Here is a 17,396-nt window from a genome sequence, read left to right as displayed (position 1 = left end):
GGGTCCATGAACGAGTGGTGGCGCGACGCCGTGGTCTACGAGGTCTACGTACGCAGCTTCGCCGACGCGGACGGCGACGGCACCGGCGACCTCGCCGGCCTGCGCTCGCGGCTCGGCCACCTGGCCGACCTCGGTGTCGACGCCGTGTGGACCACGCCGTGGTACCGCTCGCCGATGGTCGACGGCGGTTACGACGTCGAGGACCACCGCGCCGTCGACCCGCTGTTCGGCACCGACTCCGATGCGGTCGACCTCGTTGCCGAAGCGCACCGGCTCGGGCTGCGGGTGATCATCGACGTCGTCCCGAACCACACCTCCGACCACCACCGGTGGTTCCGGGCCGCGCTGGCCGCCGGCCCCGGCTCGCCCGAGCGCGCGCGGTACCACTTCCGCCCCGGGCGCGGCGAAGCGCCGCCGACGGACTGGCGCAGCGTCTTCGGCGGGCCGGCCTGGACGCGGGTGCCCGACGGCGAGTGGTACCTGCACCTGTTCGCCCCGGAGCAGCCCGACCTGAACTGGGACCACCCCGAGGTCCGCGCCGAATTCGAGGACCTGCTGCGGTTCTGGTTCACCCGCGGGGTCGACGGTGTCCGCATCGACGTCGCCCACGGCCTGCTCAAGGACCCGCGGTTCCCCGACCTCGGCTCCGACGACGAGGAGATCGTGCGGCCGCCGGACCGCGGCGCGCACCCGCACTGGGACCTCGACGGGGTGCACGACATCTACCGGGCGTGGCGGAAGGTCGCCGGTGAGTTCGGCCCCGGCCGGGTCTTCGTCGCCGAGGCGTGGGTCGACCGGCCGGACCGCCTCGCGCGGTACGTCCGCCCGGACGAGCTGCACACGGCGTTCAACTTCGAGTTCCTGCTCTGCGACTGGGACGCCGGCGCGCTGCGTGCGGTGATCGACCGGACCCTCGAGGCGTTGAACGCGGTCGGCGCACCCGCGACGTGGGTGCTGTCCAACCACGACGTCGTCCGGCACGTGACGCGGTTCGCGGGGGAGTCCGGCCTCGAACTGGGCCGGCGCCGGGCCCGTGCGGCGCTGCTGCTGATGCTGGCGCTGCCCGGCGGCGCCTACCTCTACCAGGGTGAGGAGCTGGGGCTGGAAGAGGTCGAGGACCTGCCCGAAGCGGCGCTCGCCGATCCGACGTGGGAGCGCTCCGGCCACACCCGGCGCGGGCGCGACGGCTGCCGGGTGCCGCTGCCGTGGTCGGGGACGGCGCCGCCGTTCGGGTTCACCGGCGGCGACACCCCGACGTGGCTGCCGCAGCCGGACCACTGGCGGGAGCTGACCGCGGAGAAGCAGGCGGCCGACCCGGGCTCGATGCTCGGCCTCTACCGCGCCGCGCTCGCCGTCCGCCGGGAGCACCCCGCGCTGGGGGACGGGACGCTGACGTGGCTGCCCGCGCGTGACGGCGTGCTGTCCTTCACGCGGGAGCCGGGGTTCGGGTGCGTGGTGAACCTGTCCGCCGAGCCGTGCGAGCTGCCCGAGAGCACGCGGGTGCTGTTGGCGAGCGCGCCGCTCGAGGACGGCCGGGTGCCGGTGGACGTCGCGGTGTGGCTCGTCAGGAGTTGAACCGGCGTCACCCGGAAGGGTTCAGTTGAGCGGTGTGAAAGCGGATGCGGCGGGGTATCCGGTCGCGTTCGCCGCACCGCCGATCGAGCCGGAGGTCTTCCGATGCCCGTGCGCACCGCCACTCCGCCCGCCACCGACGTGGTCGGCCTGGCGCTGAAAGTCCTTGCGGCCCAAGGCTTGACGGGCCCCGCCGCGCACGCGGCCCTGGTCGCGATGGCGCAGGAGCGGGGCCTGCCGGTCGCGCGCTGCGCGGCACTGGTCGTGGCCGCCGTCGACGGGCGGGTGGGCTGATGGCCGTCGCCGGAGGCTTTCCGCGTGCCGCGAGTGAAGACACCGCGTCGGTGGGCGGGGGTGTGCTGCTCGCCGTCGGGCTGGTCGTCGTGTTCTTCACCTGGTGGTCGTGGTGGGCGGCGGCCGGGATCGCGCTGACGGCCGCGGGCGCACTGTGGCTCGCGCTACCCCGCCGCGAGGAGTAACCGGGCCACGACGGGGAAGCCTGCGACGACATCGATCGAGGAGGCTTCCCATGGTGAAGAAGGACGAAGACGTCATCGACTTGCTGCAACGGCAGCACCGGGAGATCCGCAAGCTGTTCACGGCCCTGGAGACGGCGGAAGGCGAGCCGCGGCGGGACCTGTTCCGGGACCTCGTGCGGCTGCTGGCGGTGCACGAAACGGCGGAGGAACTGGTGGTGCACCCGGAGATCCGCCACCTGGAGAAGACGGCGGTGGCCGTCGTCGAGGCGCGGCTGGGTGAGGAGCACCGGTCGAAGGAGGTGCTGACCACCCTGCAGAAGATGGGCCCGGACGCCGACGGGTTCGACAAGCTGCTGGCGCAGCTGCGTGACGACGTGCTCGCGCACGCCAAGCGCGAGGAGCAGGAAGAGTTCCCGCTGCTGCGCACCCACCGGCCGCCGGAGCGGCTGCGGGCGATGGCGGCGACCGTCCAGGTGGCCGAAGCGCTGGCGCCGACCCGCCCGCACGCCGGGGTGGAGAGCGCGAAGGCGAACCTCCTGCTGGGCCCGCCGGCGGCGATCATGGACCGGGCGCGCGACCTCATCCGCGGTGCGCTGGGGAGCTGATCACATGACGTCCGAAGAGCCGGAACCCGTCGACCCGGAGGAGTTCGCGGAGGCGGCCGGGACCGACCCGACACCCCAAGAGGTCGACGAGTACCGGGAACTGGCGGACAAGCAGCCGCCCTGGTCCGCGCCGTCCTGAGTGGGTACCCCGACGGCATGGCAGACGTCCCGGCCCGCAAACTGCGGCGCTACCAGGAGATGCGTGACTTCGGCCGGTCGCCGGTTCGTGGTGCAGCGGCACCGGGCGCGCCGGCTGCACTACGACTTCCGGCTGGAGCTCGACGGTGTGCTGGTCAGCTGGGCGGTGCCGAAGGGACCCTCGCTGGACCCGAAAGCGCGCCGGCTGGCCGTGCACGTCGAAGATCACCCGATCGAATACGCCGACTTCGAGGGCGTGATCCCGCGCGGTGAATACGGCGGTGGTGACGTCATCGTCTGGGACCGCGGGGAGTGGCAGCCGGTCGAGCCCGATCCGGCCCGCGCGATCGAGGACGGGACACTGCACTTCGACCTCGACGGCGAGAAGCTGGCCGGGCGGTTCGTCCTCGTGCGCACCGGCGGCGGGGACAAAGAGCAGTGGTTCCTGATGCACAAGCAGGACGAGCACGCCCGGCCCGGCTGGGACGCCGAAGAGCATCCGCGCTCGGTGAAGAGCGGCCGCACGAACGACGAGGTCGCGGCCGCACCCGCGGCGCTGTGGCACGGCGACCGCCCGGCCGCCGAGGCGGCGGAGACAGTCGGCTTCGCGGCCGCGACCGCCGACGAGCTGGCGGCGCTCGACCACCTCGGCGGCAAGGGCAAGTGGTCGGTCGCGGGCCGGGAGCTCACCCTGACCAACCTGGACAAGGTGCTGTTCCCGGGCCGCGTGCCGCTCACGAAGCGGGACTTGATCCGGTACTACGTCACGGTCGGGCCGGCCATGCTGCCGTACCTGGCCGGGCGGCCGCTCAACACCCAGCGGTTCCCGCAGGGCGTCACCGAGCCGGGCTTCTACCAGAAGGAAGTCCCGCGGCACGCCCCCGGCTGGCTGACCACCTGGCGCAACGAACGCGCCGAAGCGGGCGAAAGTCAGCGGTACGTCGTGGCGGACAGCGTCGCGACCTTGGCGTGGCTGGCGAACTACGGCGCGCTGGAGCTGCACGCCTGGACCTCCCGCGGCGCCGACGTCGACCACCCGACGTGGGTGCTGTTCGACATCGACCCCGGCCCGGAGACGTCGTTCGCCGAGGTGCTGGAGCTGGCGCGGCTGCACCGGACCGCGCTGGAGCACCTCGGCCTGACCGGGCGGCCTAAGGTGACCGGGCAGCGCGGGATCCAGGTCTGGGTGCCGATCGCGCCGAGCCGGACCTTCGACGAGACCCGCGCGTGGGCGGAGACGGTGTCCAAGACCATCGGGAAGGTGCTGCCGGACCTGGTCAGCTGGGCGTGGACGAAGGACCGGCGCCGCGGCCGGGCGCGGCTCGACTACACGCAGAACGTGCTCAACAAGACCCTGGTCGCGCCGTACAGCGTGCGCCCACGGCCGGGAGCGCCGGTGTCGGTGCCGCTCGAGTGGGACGAGCTCGACGACCCCGGGCTCGCGCCGGACCGCTGGACGATCCGGGACGTGCCCGATCGGCTGGCCGAGCGCGGTGACCCGTTCGCGGCGTTGCTGGGTATGGAACAGAAGCTGCCGGGGTTGTAGCGGTCAGGCGTGGACCGCCTCGAGCTGCCGAGGCTGCAGCCGGTCCAGAGCCGGCCGGGACAGTCGCGGCCGCCCGCCCGCGTGTTCCGTCGTCGCCGCGGCCGCTGCGACCGCCAGGCAGGCCGCCGTCTCCAGCGGCCGCCGGCGGGTGAGCGCCGCGGTCAACGTGGCGACCAGGGCGTCACCCGCGCCGGTGGGGTCGACAACCTCGGTCTCGACGTCCGGCAGGAACCACGTGCCCTCCGGGCCGGCGAAGAGGTTCCCCCGTCCGGACACCTCGAGCACGACCAGCGACGGTCCGCGCCGCCGGAGGTCCGCGGCCGCGCGGGCCGCCGCGGCGACGTCCTCCACCGGTTCGCCGGTGAGCAGCTCGGCTCCGCCGGCGTCGGCGCGCACGACGTCGGCGAGAGCGAGCAAGGCCGGGTCCTGCGGCGCCCCGTCCAGCACGACGCGCGTGCCCGCCCGGTGCGCCAGCCGCGCCGCCAGCAACGCCGCCGGGGCGGGCTGCCGCAGCTGGACGATCAGCGACCCCGCCGCCGAAATCGGGGCGGACGCGGCGACAACGTCGGTCTCGGTGACCAGCGTGTCGTCCGGGATGTGCTCCAGGTAGCGGCGGCGGCCGTGCTCGTCGACCACGTCGACGATCAGCGCGGTCTCGGTGCCGGGCCGCCGGACCACATGCGTGGTGCCGATCCGGTCGGCCCGGGCCAGGGCGCACAGCGCGTCACCGGTGCTGTCCTGCCCGACGACGCCGACGAGCGACACCGACGTCCCGAGCTGCCGCAGGGCCACGGCCTGGTTGGCGCCCTGGCCGCCGAGCAGCTCCTGGTGGTGCCGCACCGGCGCCGACGAACACGCGGCGGGCGCGTCCGGGACCTCGATCACCAGGTCGCGGGCCACCTGGCCGACCACGACCACTTCGCTGAACATCACCGGTACCGCCGGTCGCTCATGACGCCTCCTCGGCTCCGAAGATCGGCTACCCCGCCGCGCGGGAGGAGCAAACCGCCCGATCGGGCGGTGCGGATCGTCACCGGCTCATCCGGAGTTGCGCCGGACGGCCGAATCCTCGCGTGGCCGGCCCCACAAACCGGTCCCCGCGGATGTGGATCACCGCGTCCTGGGGTAAATGAAGAGCACATCAGTCCAGGTGGAAGCGAGGTTCGGTGACCGAGACGTCGACGACTGCGGCCGACCGCTGGAGACCGCTGTCGGAGCTGCTGCACGCCCTGCTCGAGCGGGTCACCGGCGAGCTGCCCGGGTGCCTCGGCGCGGCGCTCACCGCGCGGCACGGCGAGCGGCCGCTGCAGGTGCTGGCGGCGACGGGGGTCGCCGAAAAGCTCCTGCCCGCCGAGCTGGCCTGCGGCGGCCCGGTCGCCGTCGCGGCCGGCACCGCGGAACCGGTGACGACCGACGACGTCTTCGCCGACGAACGCTGGCCCGCCTTCTCCGAGGATGCCGCGTTCGCGAGTGTCCGCGGAGCCGTCGCGCTGCCCGGGTTATGGGACGACAGCGGCGCTTTTGTGCTGTCCGCGATGTTCGACCGGGCCCCCGGCGCCGGCACCCTGGCGGTGCTGCGGCGCTACGAAAAGCTCACCGAGATGACCCTGGTCGTCGCCGAGACCGCCACCGCCGGCGACCCGGACCAGACGCTGGACCTGCTGGCCTCCCGCGCCGCCATCGAGCAGGCGAAAGGCGTGGTCGTGGCGGTCCGGCGGTGCTCGCCGGACGAGGCCTGGCAGACCCTGCGCCGGACCAGCCAGGAGTTCAACGTCAAGGTCCGCGAGCTGGCCGTCGCGCTCGTCGAGCACGTCGGGGGCCGGTCGGCGGGCACGCCGGAGATCCTTCCCGGCGCCCCGGCCCACCACGCGGCCGAACGGCTCTGGTCGGCCTTCACCGCAAAATAGGGTGTTTCCCGAGCGGGAGATTGGGTATCAAGACCCCGGTCCTTGATCACCTCGCTGCGACGCCGGCCCCGCGCCGGCGCGGAAGGCCTGACGAACCCGTGTCCCCCAGTTCCCCGGTCCCGTCCCGGTCCGCGCCGCTCACGGCGCGCCGGACGGAGTACCGCCCCGGTTTCCTCGTGCTGACCCTCGCCGGCGAGATCGACGCCCTGACCTTGCCGATCCTCGAACGGGAGCTGCGGGCGGCGCCACCAGGGACAACAGTGGTGGACCTGACCCAGGTGGCGTTCGTCGGCCTCGCCGGTGCTCGTGCGCTGGCCGCGGCCGCGGAACGGGCCGGCAGCGAAGGCCGCCGGTTCGGGGTGGTGGCGAACAGCCGCACGCTCGCCCGGCTGTTCCGCATCACCGGACTGGCGGCGGTGGTCCCGATGTTCGCGTCGCTGTCGGACGCGCTGCGGGAGCTGCTGTCGTCGGGCGTGCAGGTCAAGGCCGGCTGAGGTTCACCGCGGCTGCCAGCGGGCGACGAGGATCCCGGCGTCGTGCCGGAGCTCACCACCGCTGTGGCCGATCACGGCCCGCGTCACCAACCGCGCGATCTCCGGCGGCAGCGCTTCGGCACCCCGTTCGAGGTGCTCGGCGACCCGCGCGTGCCCGAACGGCTCCCCGCCTTCGTCGGTGGTCTCGACGAGCCCGGGGGAGTACACCGCGACCACGTCCCCGGGCTCGAGCCGGACCTCCGTGGCGCGCGGCCGGGCGTCCGCCGCGAACTGCCGAGGGGTGGGGCCGACCCGGGGCAGCGCCGAGCCACCGCGGACGACCACCGGCGCCGGGTGTCCGGCGTCGAGCCATTGCAGCACGCCGGTGTGCAGGTCCAGTTCGGCCACCAACCCGGCGACGGCGTGCCGGCCCGCCAGCTCCGCACCGACCGCCGCGTACTGGTCCGGCAGCGAAGCCCCGTCGCGCCGGGCGGCGCGGTGGGCGGACAGGGCGTTCACCACCGCCGAGCTCGCGTCGCCGTTGAACATCGCCAGCTGCGCCCGCCGTTCCGAGAGCGCGTAGTCGAACACCGTGCCGCGCAGGTCGTACGCGGGCTGCACACTCGCGCCGACGACGATGCGTTCCGTCGCGCCGGTGAGCGGGGGCAGGCTGTGCCACAGCAGCTCGGCGGGGGAGCCGCGGTGCCGGCGCCGCCGCTGCACGTCGAGGCCGTCGCCGTACTGGGTCGTCACGGTCACCAGGTGCCCGAGCAGCGTTGCCAGCCACTGGCACTGCTCCCGCAATATCGGGTCGTCGACGTCGGCGCCGTCGAGCGGCACCACCTCCAGCACGCCGAGCCGCTCGACACCGTCGAGGAGCACCGTCCACAAGGTGCCGTCACGGCTCACGGTTGTGCCCGCGCTGCGGAACACGTCGCCGGCCACCGAGCTGTCGATGGCCAGCTCTTCGTCGGCGCCCGGCCGCAGCGGCACCAGCAGGCGCTGGTCGTAGTCGGCGAGGTAAACGCCGATCCGGAGGTCGAGCGCGCGCCCGGCCTCGGCGACCACGGCGGGGAGCCGCTCGGGCGGCGCGCGGTGGGCGCCTTCGAGCAGGTCGACGAGCGCCTTGAGCGGGCCGCGCACGGGCCGTCCGTCGCGGACCGAGTGGCTGTAGGGCGCGCGGGCCGGCCCGGCCACTTCGTCGAGCCGTTCGTTGACGGCGTGGGCGAGCATGTCCCGGTCGACGCGGGGCAGCGTGGTCAGCCCGTTGAGGTAGGCGTCCAGCTCCAGCAGGCCCTGGCTGCCGCCGAGGGCGAAGTAGCGCATCCACAGCTGTTCCGGCGTCAGGTGGCTGCGGGCGTAACACGCGGCGAGCAGCCGCCGTTGCTGCTCCTCGGGCAGGAAGCGCATGGCCGCTCACCGCCCCCGCGGCGTGACGAGATCCGCGGCGGCTTCGGCCGGGCTGCGGCCGTGGGCGCGCGCGAGCGACAGCAGCCGGTCGAACGCGGCCTCCTCGTCAAGGCCGTCCCGGCCCATCAGGAACCCCTTCGCCATGGTGATCAGGTCCCGGTCGTGGAGGGTGTCCCGGAACTGCGCGCTCAACCGGCTCGCCCGCTCGTAGGCGCGGGCGTTGGCGACCAGGACCGCCGCCCGGTCGGCGAACTTGGCCAGTGTGTGCTCGTCGGACGGGCCGAACGCGCCGGGAGTCGTCGCGTAGATCTTGATCGCGCCCTGGCAGCCGTCTTCGGTGACGAGCGGGGTGCTCAGCACCGCGCGCACCCCCGAGCCGGCGGCCGCGGCACACCACCGCGGCCAGCGCCGTTCGGTGGTGACGTCGTCGATCCGCATCGGCGCGCACTCCGCCAGCGTGGCCAGGCAGGGGCCTTCGCCGAGCTCGTACTGGAGGGTGTCGGCGTCCCGCACGAGCGGACCGGACGCGCTCGTCGTGGCCGGGCTGCCGTCCGCCTCGAGCAGCGTCACCCCGGCACCGGCCACCGCGCTGATCGTCGTCCCGGCCAGCGAGACGATCAGCTCCAGCACCGAGTCCACGGTCTCGCGCGACAGCAGCAGCCCGGACATCCGCGCGGCGACCACCGCCAGCTCACCGTCCAGCGGCAGCGCGCCGGACGAGGCCTCTTCCGTCGACATGGCCGCTGATTACCACCGGCGGTCCACGGCAAACCCCCGTTTCCCGGACACGGCGCTCCGCGGAACGGGGTATCCGGTGCCCCGCTACTTCCGGCGGCCCAGCGCCTTGGCGCGGTCGTGGGCCCAGCCGGCGAGCACCACGCCGATGGCCGTCACCACGACGTCGCACACGAGCGTCCCGGCGAACCCCGCATTCAGCCAGCTCAGCAGGCCGAAGTGCTCGTGGTCGATCAGCAGCCGGATCGCGCCCTGGGCCCCGGCCACGGTCAGAACCGCCCCCACGATCTGCAGCACGTCGAACTTCACGGTTGTCCCCTCCCAGTTGTTGATACGACTGCATCATAACCATGGGTGACCAGTGCGGCCGGCGGCAGGGGAGCGCGGTAACGTGTCTGTGTGGCGGGGAGCCGGATCACGGTGCGGGTGGGCGAGCGGCAGCTGACGCTCTCGAACCTCGAAAAGGTGCTCTACCCGCGGCACGGGTTCACCAAGGGCGAAGTGCTCGACTACTACACGCGGATCGCGCCGCTGATGCTGCCGCACATCCGCGACCGGGCAATGACATTCGTGCGGTTCCCGGACGGCGTCGCCGGCGGCTCGTTCTTCGAGAAGAACGTCTCCCGGCACGCGCCGGACTGGGTCCGGACCGCGAGCCTGCCCGTCGGCGGCCGCGGGAAGGAGCCCGAGATCGTCGACTACCCGCTGATCAACGACCTGCCCGAGCTCGTCTGGGCGGCCAACCTCGCCGCGCTCGAACTGCACGTCCACCAGTGGACCGTCAACGGCGACGACGAGCCGAGCACCCCGGACCGGCTGGTGTTCGACCTCGACCCGGGTCCCGGGGCGACGGTGGTCGACTGCAGCCGCGTCGCCGAGCGGCTGCACGACGTGCTCACCGAGGACGGTTTCACCCCGGTGGCGAAGACCAGTGGCTCCAAGGGGATGCAGCTCTACGCGGGGGTCGTGACGACCGAAAGCACCGAGACGTCGCAGTACGCCAGGGCGCTGGCGGAGCGGCTCGCCGCCGAGACCCCGGACCGCGTCGTGGCACGCATGACAAAAACCCTGCGGCCGGGCAAGGTCTTCATCGACTGGAGCCAGAACAGTCCCTTCAAGACCACGGTCGCGCCGTACTCCCTGCGCGGGCGCGACGAGCCGACGGTGTCCACCCCGGTGACGTGGGACGAGGTCCGCGCCTGCCGCCACGTCACGCACCTGCGGTTCACCGCCGACGAGGTCCTCGAGCGCGTCGAAGACCTCGGCGACCTCTTCGCCGACCTCGAGCGGACGCGCGTCCCGATTCCTGCGTTCGGCTGAATTTCGGAAACCGCAATTCCGCGGTGAATCCCGGCCGGTTCCCGGCGTGACGACCGCGATTTCCGGGCGGATTTCCCGGACGCGGTCGCGACCAGGCGATTTGATCGTCCTTGGTGGACTGTTGCACGTGCAGACGGCCGTGTCGGTGCACGGCCCGCCGGCGGGTGATCTTTCCGTTGTGCCGCAAGCTGGACGAAGTGGGTACGGTCTACGCGTAAACCGTCACCATGAGCCGCCGGAGCCGGTCATGAGGATCCGAAAACCGCCGCGGCTTTCGCGAGCCTTCGGCCGCAGCAGGCCGGGCGCCCTGTGCGAGCCGTTCACGGTCACCACGACGTTCGCCGGTGACCGGTGCCAGGTCGTCGCGGTGGCGGGAGACATTGATCTCGCGACCGTCGCCATTCTTGTCGAATGCGTGGAAACCGCGATGAAAGCGGGCGGGGCGCTCGTCGTCGACCTCGGCGAGGTGACATTCTGTTCCGGCGCCGGCCTTCGGGCACTGAGCCGGGTGCAGCACCGCGGCGACGAAGCGGGTGTTCCCGTCGCCTGGGTGGTGCGCTCACCGCAGCTGTGGCGGTTGTTGCGGGGGACCGGCGTCCCCCGCTTCTCGTGTTACCGGGATCGGGTCCACGCGCTCGCCGCGCTCGGCTGATCCCGGCCTCCGGCCGGCAGGGTGCGCGGCCGGCGTTCCGGTGCGAAGAAAGGAAACGGGTGTCCGGCCTGATCGACACCGATCTCGAGTTCTGGTTCCAGCGCGGCCTGCGCGCGTACCTCGGCGAGGTGGCGCGAGCGCTCGGCTTCGGCCTGGAGTCCTGCACCGTGGACGTGGACGTCCCGGTGTCGGCCTACCTCGCGGTGGACTGGCGGCTGCGCCGGTTCCCCGACCGCGACGTGGCGCTGCTCTGGGACGAGGTGCACGGCTGGGCGGTCGCGGTCGAGGCGGCGTGCGGGGAGGAGATGATCGTGCTGGCCTACCTCGGCGGGGCCGACATCCTGCCGCCGCCGCGGGTGCTCGTGCGGTTCCTGGCCGCGCTGCGGGCCGGCGATGTCGCGCCGGACGGACCGGGTTCCCCGGTGCTGCGCCGCGCCGGCCGGCACCAGGAGCTGCTGCCGTTGCTGCCGGCGGGGTGACGCGCCACGTCCTGATCGTCCAGACTGAGGCTTGTTCTGGTCAGCCCGCCGCGGCCCGCGCGCACGCTGCTGCTCCATTGCAGAGTCTTGCGGCGGGCGACGGCTGAACAAGTCTCATCGGACGGCGGAGGTGGGCATGGGGACGATTCCGGAAGCCGTGGCGGCGATGCTGGCCGTCGACGGGCCGCTGCCGGACGACGACCACCACGGTTACGAGTGGAAGTGGGACGGCTTCCGCGGCTGCGCCCGGGTCGCGGACACCGGCGAAGCGCGGATCACCAGCCGCAGCGGCAGTGACCACACCCACCGGTACCCCGAGCTGCGGGACGTGTTCGGGGCCGCGCTCGGCGGCCGGTCGGCGGTGCTCGACGGCGAGGTCGTCGCGCTGAACGCGGCCGGGCGCCCGGAGTTCGTGCTGATGCAGCGCCGCGCCATGTACGAGCCGACACCGGAGCTGCGGGCCGAGGTCCCGGTCGTCTACTTCGCCTTCGACGTGCTGCGGATCGGGGACGAGTCCCTGTTGGACGTCCCGTACGAGCAGCGGCGCGCCCTGCTCGCCGAGCTGGTCCGGCCTGCCGACGGCCGGCTCGTCGTGCCGCCCTGGTACACCCGGGCCGACCTCACACCGGACCAGCTGCTGGCGACCGCGGCCGAGCACGGCATCGAGGGCGTCGTCGCGAAGCGCCTGGACGCGCCGTACCTGCCGGGCGCGCGCTCGCCGTCGTGGACAAAACACGCGCTGAGGCAGACGCGCGAGGTGGTCGTCGGCGGCTGGCGGCCCGGCTCGGGCCGCCGCGCGGGCACCCTCGGCGCGCTCCTGCTCGGCGCGTTCGACGACGAAGGCGACCTGGTGTACCTCGGCGACGTCGGCACCGGGTTCACCGACCACGCGCTCGACCACCTCACCGGCGTGCTCGCCGGGCTGGTCCGCGCGGCGAGCCCGTTCGTCACCGAGCTGCCGCGCGACCGCGCCCTCGGTGCCCAGTGGGTCGAGCCGACGCTGGTCGGCGAGGTCGTCTACCGCCGCATCACACCGGACGGGCGGTTGCGCCACACGGCGTGGCGCGGCCTGCGCCCGGACCGGACGCCGGACGAGGTGCGCGTCCCGTGAGCCCGGAACCGCCGGTGACGGCTTCGGTCCTGAGCGCGCCACCCGCCCGCATCCACCGGTCCGACGTCGTGGTCATGGAGCAGACCGCGGCCGACGAGCTGCCGGCGATCCAGGCGCTCTGGCCCGCGTTCGAGCGGGTGGTGGGCCTGCGGGGGCGCAAGATGTTCGCGCGCGCCGACGAACGGGCGGGCACCTACACCGTCTGCACGCCGGTGAAGCCCGGCGACCGCCCCGAAGAGCTCGGCCTGCGGACCGGCGTCCTGCCCGGCGGGTGGTACCTGCGCGGCACGCTCGTCGGTGCGCCGGAGCTGATCTACGGGCGGATCGCCGGCGGGATGGCCGAGCTCCGGCGGGCGGCGCCGCTCGACGAGACCCGGCCGCTCGTCGAGTTCTACCGCCGGCACGGCCACATCGAGCTGTGGTTGCCCGTCGAGGAGCACGCGTGACGGCCGTGCGGCTGGTCGAGATCACCGACGGGAACCGCGCCGCGGTGTGCGCCCTGAGGGTGCGGCCGGGCCAGGAACGGTTCGTCGCTTCGGTGACCCGGTCACTGGAGCAGGCGGCGACAACGCCCGAAGGCGAGCCCTGGTACCGGGCGGTCTACGCGGGGGACGAGCCGGTCGGCTTCGTGATGCTCAGCTGGAACGTGCCGCCCGGCCGCCCCGGTGTCCTCGGCCCGTACTTCCTGTGGCGGCTGCTCATCGACGGGCGGCACCAGGGTCGCGGGTTCGGCCGCGCGGTGCTCGACGAGGTCGTCGTGCTCGTGCGCGCCGACGGTGGCACCGAACTGCTGACGAGCCACCAGCCGGACGAAGACGGTCCCGGGCCGTTCTACCGGAAGTACGGCTTCCGGCCGACCGGCGAGGTCGACGACGGCGAAACGGTGCTCCGGCTGACGCTGTGAGCGCCGTCACGAACCGCGCTGTCACATCGGTCCGGACCGCGGAGTCGAGGGGGTGACGGCGCCGGAACCCCGGCGCCCGCGATCTCCCCGAGGAGCTCCGATGTCCACCGCTTACCTGATCGTCACCCTCGTCGGCGCCGCACTGGCCGGGTTCTCGGCCGTTTCGGTCTTCACCCGCGCGAAGTGGGTCGTCGAGCCGATCACCTCCTACGGCGTGCCCGAGTCGTGGTGGCCGTGGCTCGGCGCGGCCAAGGCGGCCGGCGCGGCAGGCCTGGTCGTCGGCCTGTTCGTGCCGCCGATCGGCATCGCCGCGGCGATCGGCCTGGTGCTGTACTTCCTCGGCGCCGTGGTCACGGTGGCCCGCGCGCGGTCGTACGGGCACCTGGTCTTCCCGGTGATCTACATGGCGCCGGCGGTGGCTTCGCTCGTGTTGCTGTGATCGGTGAGCCAGGTGAGGGCGTCGGCGGCGTGCTTCAGCACCGAGATGTGCCCGTCGCCGGCGGTGGCCCGGAACTCCGCGTCCGGGCACACCCCGGCGAGCCACGCGCTGTGCGTGGCCGGGATCATCCGGTCGTCTTCGCCGTGCACCAGCAGGACCGGCGCGGTGATCCCGGCCGGGTCGCCGCCCCAAGGGGTGACGTAGGCGAGGTCGTCGTCGATCAGGCCACCGGGCCCGGCGGCGAGCGCCGGCGGGGCGCCGGCGGCCCGCCCCGACCCCCCCCCCTTCAGCGCGGCGAAGTCGGCGGCGGTGAAGACGTCCGGGTCGAACTCGGCGGCGGCTTCGTGCTTTTCCTTGGCTGCCCGGCCTTCGGCGGCCGCCCGCAGGGACGCGGCACCGGCGTCGGCCATCCCGCCGAACCAGTCGAGCCCCTCGGCGCCGAACGGCGCGACCGCGGCGAGGCCCGCGACGGCGAGGACACGATCCGGCAGCAGCGCGGCACAAGCGAGGGCGTGTGAGCTGCCGCCGGAATGCCCCATGACGGCGAACTTCCTGACCCCCAGCGCGTCGGCGACGGCAGTCGCCCACTCGGCGGCCTGCCCGACGGTCCGGCCCGGAACGGGTGTCGAAGTGCCGTATCCGGGCCGGTCGTAGGAAATCCAGCGCACCCCGAGCCGCTCGGCGAGCGGCAGCAACGGCCCGGGCGGCGCGCCGAGGTTGGGTGTGCCGTGGTGCCAGAGGACGGTGAGCCGGGCCGGGCCGCCGGAGTCGTACACGTGCAGGGTGCGTCCGCCGGGCAGCACGAGATCGGTCTCGGTCACCATGCGGCCGAGCCTAGCGGCCGTACCACAGCGCTTGTAACGAACGGCCGGCTCCGATCGTCGGAAGAGCACAGCACCGCTACGAGGGGAGCCGCCATGCGCGCCGGGAACTACACGACGTTGGGTGAAGACCGGTACCCGTTCAACGTCTGGTACGACGAGGAGAACCGGGCGATCCACCTGACGTGCACCGATCCCCGGCTGACCGACGAGAACAAGCAGAAGCCGGGTTTCTTCACGGAGTTCAACGCCAACCCGCGGTCCGCGGACTACGACCCGGCCAACTTCAACCGGTTCGCCCGCTACCTGCGTCAGCAGGGCAAGGCCGCGCCGGACGAGGTGCCGGTCCACCCCCGGCAGCTGGCCCAGCGCGCCCGGGTGATCGAGGCGCTCGCCGCGGACGGTTAAGCCCGGGCCAGCCGGTCCGCCAGCCAGGCCAGGGAAAGCGGGTACCGGTAGTCGATGCCGCCGTGGCCGGCGTCGAACAGCTCGAACCGCACCCGCTCGTCCGGCAGGCCCGCCTCGGCCACCGCCGCCCGGAACGCCTCCGCGCCGAGATCGAGGAACCACTCGTCGCTGGTGCCCGCGTCGATCCACACCGCCCGCAGCGAGCGGACCGCCTCGGCGTGGTCCGGCACCATCCGGACCGGGTCCCAGTCCAGCCAGCGCTGCCACACCGCCGGCCGCAGCGCGCCGGTCGCCGGGTCGAACGGCAGCTCCGGCGTGCCGTCTTCGCCGGCCGAGAAGCACGCCGCGACGCCGTACAGCATCAGCAGGTTCTCGTCGGCGGGTTTCGTGAACGCCGTCCGGCTGCGGAAGTCCGCCCACCACGCCTGGATGTCCTGGTCGTAGTCGCGCAGGGCGCGGACCGCCTTGCCGAAGTCCGGGACGTAGCACATCTCGTACAGCGAGTCGCCCGCGTGCGTGGCCAGCGCGCCGAACAGGTCGGGGCGCAGCATCGGCGTGATCATCGCGCCGAAGCCGCCCGACGACTTGCCGGTGATCGCCCGGGACTCGCGGTCGGCGATGGTCCGGTAGTGCTCGTCGACCCACGGCACGATCTCGTTGCAGAGGTAGGAGTGGTAGCGGCCGGTGCCGGGCGAGTCGACGAACTGCGAGCCGCCGTACGCGGTCCACGCGTCGACGTACACCACGACGCACCCGGGGGCGCCGGCGGCGAAAACGGCGTCGGCCGTCTCCACGAACGGCTGGCGGAACGGCGTCCGGTTGGCCCACATCAAAAGGTGCCCGGTGTAACCCTGGATGACGTAGACCGCGGGGTATCGCTCGTCGCTGTCGTCGTACCCCGGCGGGACGTAGACCCACAGCGGGCGTTCGTGCGGGTCGCCGAGCGGATTGTCGCGCAGCAGCGCGGAGGTGACGGTGTGCCGGTCGAGCCGGCCGGCGAAGTCGCCGTCCCAGGGCAGCATGCGGCCCAGTCAACCACGGGTCACCGGTTGCAGGGGCTAAGCGATACCTCTTTTCCACGCGTAGCGTTGAGCCGTTCCGGCCCGACCCCCGTGTTACGGGCACGGTGGTGGCTGGGAGATGCGGGGATGACCATGAAGAGTCCGGGGCCGTTGTTCACTCTGCTCGCCGGCGTGGTGCTCGCCGGCGGGATCGGGATCGTCAACCTGGCGACCGGGACGGGCGTCGCGCCGGTCACCGGCGCCGCGAGCGCGGTGGGCGCCGCGAGCACCACGGCGGCAGCGCCACCCTCGACGTCCGCAGCGCCGAAACAGGAAGCGCCGGTGGCGGCCGCGCCCGCCCGGGCGGACTACGCCGGGCGGGTCACCGGCGGCGGCGCGTCGGTCGCGGTGTCGGTCCGCGACGGCCACGCCATCGCCTACGTCTGCGACGGCAAGAAGGTCGAAGCCTGGCTGCAGGGCGTGACGGTCGGCGGGAAGCTGGACCTCAAGGGCGCCAAGAACGCGAGCCTGACTGGCAGCTTCGACGCCAACGCGGTCTCCGGCACGGTGACGGCGGCCGGGAAGACCTACCAGTTCTCCGCGCCCACGGCGAAGAAGCCCGCGGGGCTGTACCGGGCGACACCCGCCGTCAAGGGCAAGGCGGGCAAGGTCGGCTGGATCGTGCAACCCGACGGCAGCCAGGTCGGCATCCTCACCACGGGCGAGGAGTCCGTGGCCGCGCCGGCGCTCGACGCGGCAGCCGGCACCGCGACCGTCGACGGCGCCCCGGTGACCGCCGAAGCGGTCAGCGGCCTGGCCGGGAACGGTGACTTCTGATGACCGCCCCCACGGCCGGCCACCGCGCCGCGGTCGCGCTCCTGGTCCCGCTGGCGGTCGGCGCGATCGTCTCGGTGGTGCTCGGCGTCTACGGCAGCCTGCACACCCCGACCGGCGTCGCGGTGAACGTCGCGGGCTTCTCCAGCCCACAGTCGGTGAAGGCGTGGCTGGCCACGGTCGTCGTGGTGCTGGCCGTCGTGCAGCTGTTCTCGGCGCTGGCGATGTACGGCAAGCTCGGCCGCACCACACCCGCGTGGGTCGCGCCGGTGCACCGCTGGTCGGGACGGCTGGCGTTCCTGGTGTCGATCCCGGTGGCGCTGCACTGCTTGTACGCGCTGGGGTTCCAGTCGTTCGACACGAGGGTGCTGCTGCACTCCCTGCTGGGCTGCTTCTTCTACGGCGTGTTCGTCGCGAAGATGCTGCTGCTGCGCAAGGACGGCGCGCCCGCGTGGTCGCTCCCGGTGCTCGGCGGCCTGGTCTTCACCGGGCTGGTCGGGCTTTGGCTGAGCGCGTCACTGTGGTTCTTCACCCAATTCGGCTTGACCTTCTAGGCGGAGGA

At 73.1% G+C, this 17,396-nt stretch carries 24 protein-coding genes; 18 read left to right on the top strand and 6 right to left on the bottom strand.

Translation table 11 applies throughout. The annotated features are described in order from the left end of the window. The first annotated feature begins 6 nt into the window (after window positions 1-6). The 6 genes from ACIA5G_RS11725 to ligD (ACIA5G_RS11700) all read left to right on the top strand — a co-directional run bounded on the left by ACIA5G_RS11725 (window position 7) and on the right by ligD (ACIA5G_RS11700) (window position 4,340). Complete coding sequence (locus ACIA5G_RS11725; protein WP_395922599.1) at window positions 7-1,575, top strand: glycoside hydrolase family 13 protein; 1,569 nt, start codon at window positions 7-9, stop codon at window positions 1,573-1,575. Window positions 1,576-1,677: 102 nt separating this feature from the next. Beyond that, on the top strand, window positions 1,678-1,866 hold the full coding sequence (locus ACIA5G_RS11720; RefSeq protein WP_395922597.1) for a hypothetical protein: 189 nt from the start codon (window positions 1,678-1,680) through the stop codon (window positions 1,864-1,866). After that, a complete protein-coding gene (locus tag ACIA5G_RS11715) occupies window positions 1,866-2,051 on the top strand; it encodes a hypothetical protein (RefSeq protein ID WP_395922596.1) in 186 nt (61 codons plus the stop codon). Before ACIA5G_RS11720 ends, ACIA5G_RS11715 begins: the two co-directional genes overlap by 1 nt. Before the next feature lie 50 nt (window positions 2,052-2,101). Further along, a complete protein-coding gene (locus tag ACIA5G_RS11710; RefSeq protein ID WP_395922594.1) occupies window positions 2,102-2,656 on the top strand; it encodes a hemerythrin domain-containing protein in 555 nt (184 codons plus the stop codon). 4 nt (window positions 2,657-2,660) lie between these two features. Beyond that, window positions 2,661-2,795, top strand: a complete 135-nt coding sequence (locus ACIA5G_RS11705) for a hypothetical protein (RefSeq protein ID WP_395922592.1) — start codon at window positions 2,661-2,663, stop codon at window positions 2,793-2,795. 63 nt (window positions 2,796-2,858) lie between these two features. Next, entirely contained in the window at window positions 2,859-4,340 is a 1,482-nt protein-coding gene (ligD, locus tag ACIA5G_RS11700; protein ID WP_395922591.1) for a non-homologous end-joining DNA ligase, read from the top strand. A 3-nt stretch (window positions 4,341-4,343) separates the two neighbouring features. On the opposite strand, the gene ACIA5G_RS11695 is transcribed toward ligD (ACIA5G_RS11700), so the two are convergent. Continuing rightward, on the bottom strand, window positions 4,344-5,270 hold the full coding sequence (locus ACIA5G_RS11695) for a PfkB family carbohydrate kinase (RefSeq protein WP_395922589.1): 927 nt from the start codon (window positions 5,268-5,270) through the stop codon (window positions 4,344-4,346). A 236-nt stretch (window positions 5,271-5,506) separates the two neighbouring features. On the opposite strand from ACIA5G_RS11695, the gene ACIA5G_RS11690 reads away from it, so the two are divergent. Both ACIA5G_RS11690 and ACIA5G_RS11685 read left to right on the top strand, forming a co-directional pair. Beyond that, window positions 5,507-6,247, top strand: coding sequence for an ANTAR domain-containing protein (locus ACIA5G_RS11690; RefSeq protein WP_395922588.1), 741 nt, complete (start codon window positions 5,507-5,509; stop codon window positions 6,245-6,247). A 98-nt stretch (window positions 6,248-6,345) separates the two neighbouring features. Next, entirely contained in the window at window positions 6,346-6,741 is a 396-nt protein-coding gene (locus tag ACIA5G_RS11685) for an STAS domain-containing protein (protein ID WP_395922587.1), read from the top strand. 3 nt (window positions 6,742-6,744) lie between these two features. On the opposite strand, the gene ACIA5G_RS11680 is transcribed toward ACIA5G_RS11685, so the two are convergent. The 3 genes from ACIA5G_RS11680 to ACIA5G_RS11670 form a co-directional block, all read right to left on the bottom strand. Continuing rightward, complete coding sequence (locus tag ACIA5G_RS11680; protein WP_395922585.1) at window positions 6,745-8,130, bottom strand: PP2C family protein-serine/threonine phosphatase; 1,386 nt, start codon at window positions 8,128-8,130, stop codon at window positions 6,745-6,747. A gap of 6 nt (window positions 8,131-8,136) precedes the next feature. Then, window positions 8,137-8,868, bottom strand: coding sequence for an ANTAR domain-containing protein (locus tag ACIA5G_RS11675; protein ID WP_395922583.1), 732 nt, complete (start codon window positions 8,866-8,868; stop codon window positions 8,137-8,139). A gap of 84 nt (window positions 8,869-8,952) precedes the next feature. Next, complete coding sequence (locus ACIA5G_RS11670) at window positions 8,953-9,174, bottom strand: hypothetical protein (RefSeq protein WP_395922581.1); 222 nt, start codon at window positions 9,172-9,174, stop codon at window positions 8,953-8,955. Between the two features lie 90 nt (window positions 9,175-9,264). On the opposite strand from ACIA5G_RS11670, the gene ligD (ACIA5G_RS11665) reads away from it, so the two are divergent. The 7 genes from ligD (ACIA5G_RS11665) to ACIA5G_RS11635 all read left to right on the top strand — a co-directional run bounded on the left by ligD (ACIA5G_RS11665) (window position 9,265) and on the right by ACIA5G_RS11635 (window position 13,770). Further along, window positions 9,265-10,185, top strand: a complete 921-nt coding sequence (gene ligD / locus ACIA5G_RS11665; protein ID WP_395922580.1) for a non-homologous end-joining DNA ligase — start codon at window positions 9,265-9,267, stop codon at window positions 10,183-10,185. A 247-nt stretch (window positions 10,186-10,432) separates the two neighbouring features. Beyond that, the gene (locus ACIA5G_RS11660) at window positions 10,433-10,837 is read left to right on the top strand and encodes an STAS domain-containing protein (protein WP_395922578.1); all 405 of its coding nucleotides are present in this window, start codon (window positions 10,433-10,435) and stop codon (window positions 10,835-10,837) included. A 59-nt stretch (window positions 10,838-10,896) separates the two neighbouring features. Further along, window positions 10,897-11,316, top strand: a complete 420-nt coding sequence (locus tag ACIA5G_RS11655) for a DUF6292 family protein (protein WP_395922576.1) — start codon at window positions 10,897-10,899, stop codon at window positions 11,314-11,316. A gap of 136 nt (window positions 11,317-11,452) precedes the next feature. Then, window positions 11,453-12,427, top strand: coding sequence for a non-homologous end-joining DNA ligase (ligD, locus tag ACIA5G_RS11650; protein WP_395922574.1), 975 nt, complete (start codon window positions 11,453-11,455; stop codon window positions 12,425-12,427). Then, window positions 12,424-12,873, top strand: coding sequence for a GyrI-like domain-containing protein (locus ACIA5G_RS11645; RefSeq protein ID WP_395922572.1), 450 nt, complete (start codon window positions 12,424-12,426; stop codon window positions 12,871-12,873). Before ligD (ACIA5G_RS11650) ends, ACIA5G_RS11645 begins: the two co-directional genes overlap by 4 nt. Next, window positions 12,870-13,331 carry a GNAT family N-acetyltransferase gene (locus ACIA5G_RS11640; RefSeq protein ID WP_395922571.1) on the top strand — a complete coding sequence of 154 codons (462 nt, stop codon included), beginning with the start codon at window positions 12,870-12,872 and terminating at the stop codon, window positions 13,329-13,331. The genes ACIA5G_RS11645 and ACIA5G_RS11640 overlap by 4 nt, the downstream gene beginning before the upstream one ends. Before the next feature lie 100 nt (window positions 13,332-13,431). Then, on the top strand, window positions 13,432-13,770 hold the full coding sequence (locus tag ACIA5G_RS11635) for a DoxX family protein (RefSeq protein WP_395922569.1): 339 nt from the start codon (window positions 13,432-13,434) through the stop codon (window positions 13,768-13,770). On the opposite strand, the gene ACIA5G_RS11630 is transcribed toward ACIA5G_RS11635, so the two are convergent. Next, on the bottom strand, window positions 13,731-14,594 hold the full coding sequence (locus tag ACIA5G_RS11630) for an alpha/beta fold hydrolase (RefSeq protein WP_395922567.1): 864 nt from the start codon (window positions 14,592-14,594) through the stop codon (window positions 13,731-13,733). The two genes, ACIA5G_RS11635 and ACIA5G_RS11630, sit on opposite strands and share 40 nt — an antisense overlap. 93 nt (window positions 14,595-14,687) lie before the next feature. Here ACIA5G_RS11630 and ACIA5G_RS11625 point away from each other — a divergent pair, with 93 nt between their 5' ends. Next, complete coding sequence (locus tag ACIA5G_RS11625) at window positions 14,688-14,999, top strand: hypothetical protein (RefSeq protein WP_395922566.1); 312 nt, start codon at window positions 14,688-14,690, stop codon at window positions 14,997-14,999. Here ACIA5G_RS11625 and ACIA5G_RS11620 read toward each other — a convergent pair. Continuing rightward, window positions 14,996-16,021, bottom strand: a complete 1,026-nt coding sequence (locus ACIA5G_RS11620; protein WP_395922565.1) for an alpha/beta hydrolase — start codon at window positions 16,019-16,021, stop codon at window positions 14,996-14,998. The two genes, ACIA5G_RS11625 and ACIA5G_RS11620, sit on opposite strands and share 4 nt — an antisense overlap. A 126-nt stretch (window positions 16,022-16,147) precedes the next feature. On the opposite strand from ACIA5G_RS11620, the gene ACIA5G_RS11615 reads away from it, so the two are divergent. Both ACIA5G_RS11615 and ACIA5G_RS11610 read left to right on the top strand, forming a co-directional pair. After that, entirely contained in the window at window positions 16,148-16,837 is a 690-nt protein-coding gene (locus tag ACIA5G_RS11615) for a hypothetical protein (RefSeq protein WP_395922564.1), read from the top strand. Continuing rightward, window positions 16,837-17,388 carry a DUF6529 family protein gene (locus tag ACIA5G_RS11610; RefSeq protein ID WP_395922563.1) on the top strand — a complete coding sequence of 184 codons (552 nt, stop codon included), beginning with the start codon at window positions 16,837-16,839 and terminating at the stop codon, window positions 17,386-17,388. The genes ACIA5G_RS11615 and ACIA5G_RS11610 overlap by 1 nt, the downstream gene beginning before the upstream one ends. Window positions 17,389-17,396 lie beyond the last annotated feature (8 nt).

Origin of the sequence: Amycolatopsis sp. NPDC051758 (assembly GCF_044453095.1) — a bacterium.
Lineage (GTDB): Bacteria > Actinomycetota > Actinomycetes > Mycobacteriales > Pseudonocardiaceae > Amycolatopsis.
The sequence above is the reverse complement of the archived record's forward strand: the minus strand, read 5'-3'. Positions and strand labels throughout refer to the sequence as shown.

Excerpts from the sequence above, each read along its gene's own strand:
- ACIA5G_RS11725 (WP_395922599.1), top strand. The coding sequence starts at position 7 with ATGAACGAGTGGTGGCGCGACGCCGTGGTCTACGAGGTCTACGTACGC.
- ACIA5G_RS11720 (WP_395922597.1), top strand. The coding sequence starts at position 1,678 with ATGCCCGTGCGCACCGCCACTCCGCCCGCCACCGACGTGGTCGGCCTG.
- ACIA5G_RS11715 (WP_395922596.1), top strand. The coding sequence starts at position 1,866 with ATGGCCGTCGCCGGAGGCTTTCCGCGTGCCGCGAGTGAAGACACCGCG.
- ACIA5G_RS11710 (WP_395922594.1), top strand. The coding sequence starts at position 2,102 with ATGGTGAAGAAGGACGAAGACGTCATCGACTTGCTGCAACGGCAGCAC.
- ACIA5G_RS11705 (WP_395922592.1), top strand. The coding sequence starts at position 2,661 with ATGACGTCCGAAGAGCCGGAACCCGTCGACCCGGAGGAGTTCGCGGAG.
- ACIA5G_RS11695 (WP_395922589.1), bottom strand. The coding sequence starts at position 5,270 with ATGTTCAGCGAAGTGGTCGTGGTCGGCCAGGTGGCCCGCGACCTGGTG.
- ACIA5G_RS11680 (WP_395922585.1), bottom strand. The coding sequence starts at position 8,130 with ATGCGCTTCCTGCCCGAGGAGCAGCAACGGCGGCTGCTCGCCGCGTGT.
- ACIA5G_RS11675 (WP_395922583.1), bottom strand. The coding sequence starts at position 8,868 with ATGTCGACGGAAGAGGCCTCGTCCGGCGCGCTGCCGCTGGACGGTGAG.
- ACIA5G_RS11660 (WP_395922578.1), top strand. The coding sequence starts at position 10,433 with ATGAGGATCCGAAAACCGCCGCGGCTTTCGCGAGCCTTCGGCCGCAGC.
- ligD (WP_395922574.1), top strand. The coding sequence starts at position 11,453 with ATGGGGACGATTCCGGAAGCCGTGGCGGCGATGCTGGCCGTCGACGGG.
- ACIA5G_RS11635 (WP_395922569.1), top strand. The coding sequence starts at position 13,432 with ATGTCCACCGCTTACCTGATCGTCACCCTCGTCGGCGCCGCACTGGCC.
- ACIA5G_RS11630 (WP_395922567.1), bottom strand. The coding sequence starts at position 14,594 with ATGGTGACCGAGACCGATCTCGTGCTGCCCGGCGGACGCACCCTGCAC.
- ACIA5G_RS11625 (WP_395922566.1), top strand. The coding sequence starts at position 14,688 with ATGCGCGCCGGGAACTACACGACGTTGGGTGAAGACCGGTACCCGTTC.
- ACIA5G_RS11620 (WP_395922565.1), bottom strand. The coding sequence starts at position 16,021 with ATGCTGCCCTGGGACGGCGACTTCGCCGGCCGGCTCGACCGGCACACC.
- ACIA5G_RS11615 (WP_395922564.1), top strand. The coding sequence starts at position 16,148 with ATGACCATGAAGAGTCCGGGGCCGTTGTTCACTCTGCTCGCCGGCGTG.
- ACIA5G_RS11610 (WP_395922563.1), top strand. The coding sequence starts at position 16,837 with ATGACCGCCCCCACGGCCGGCCACCGCGCCGCGGTCGCGCTCCTGGTC.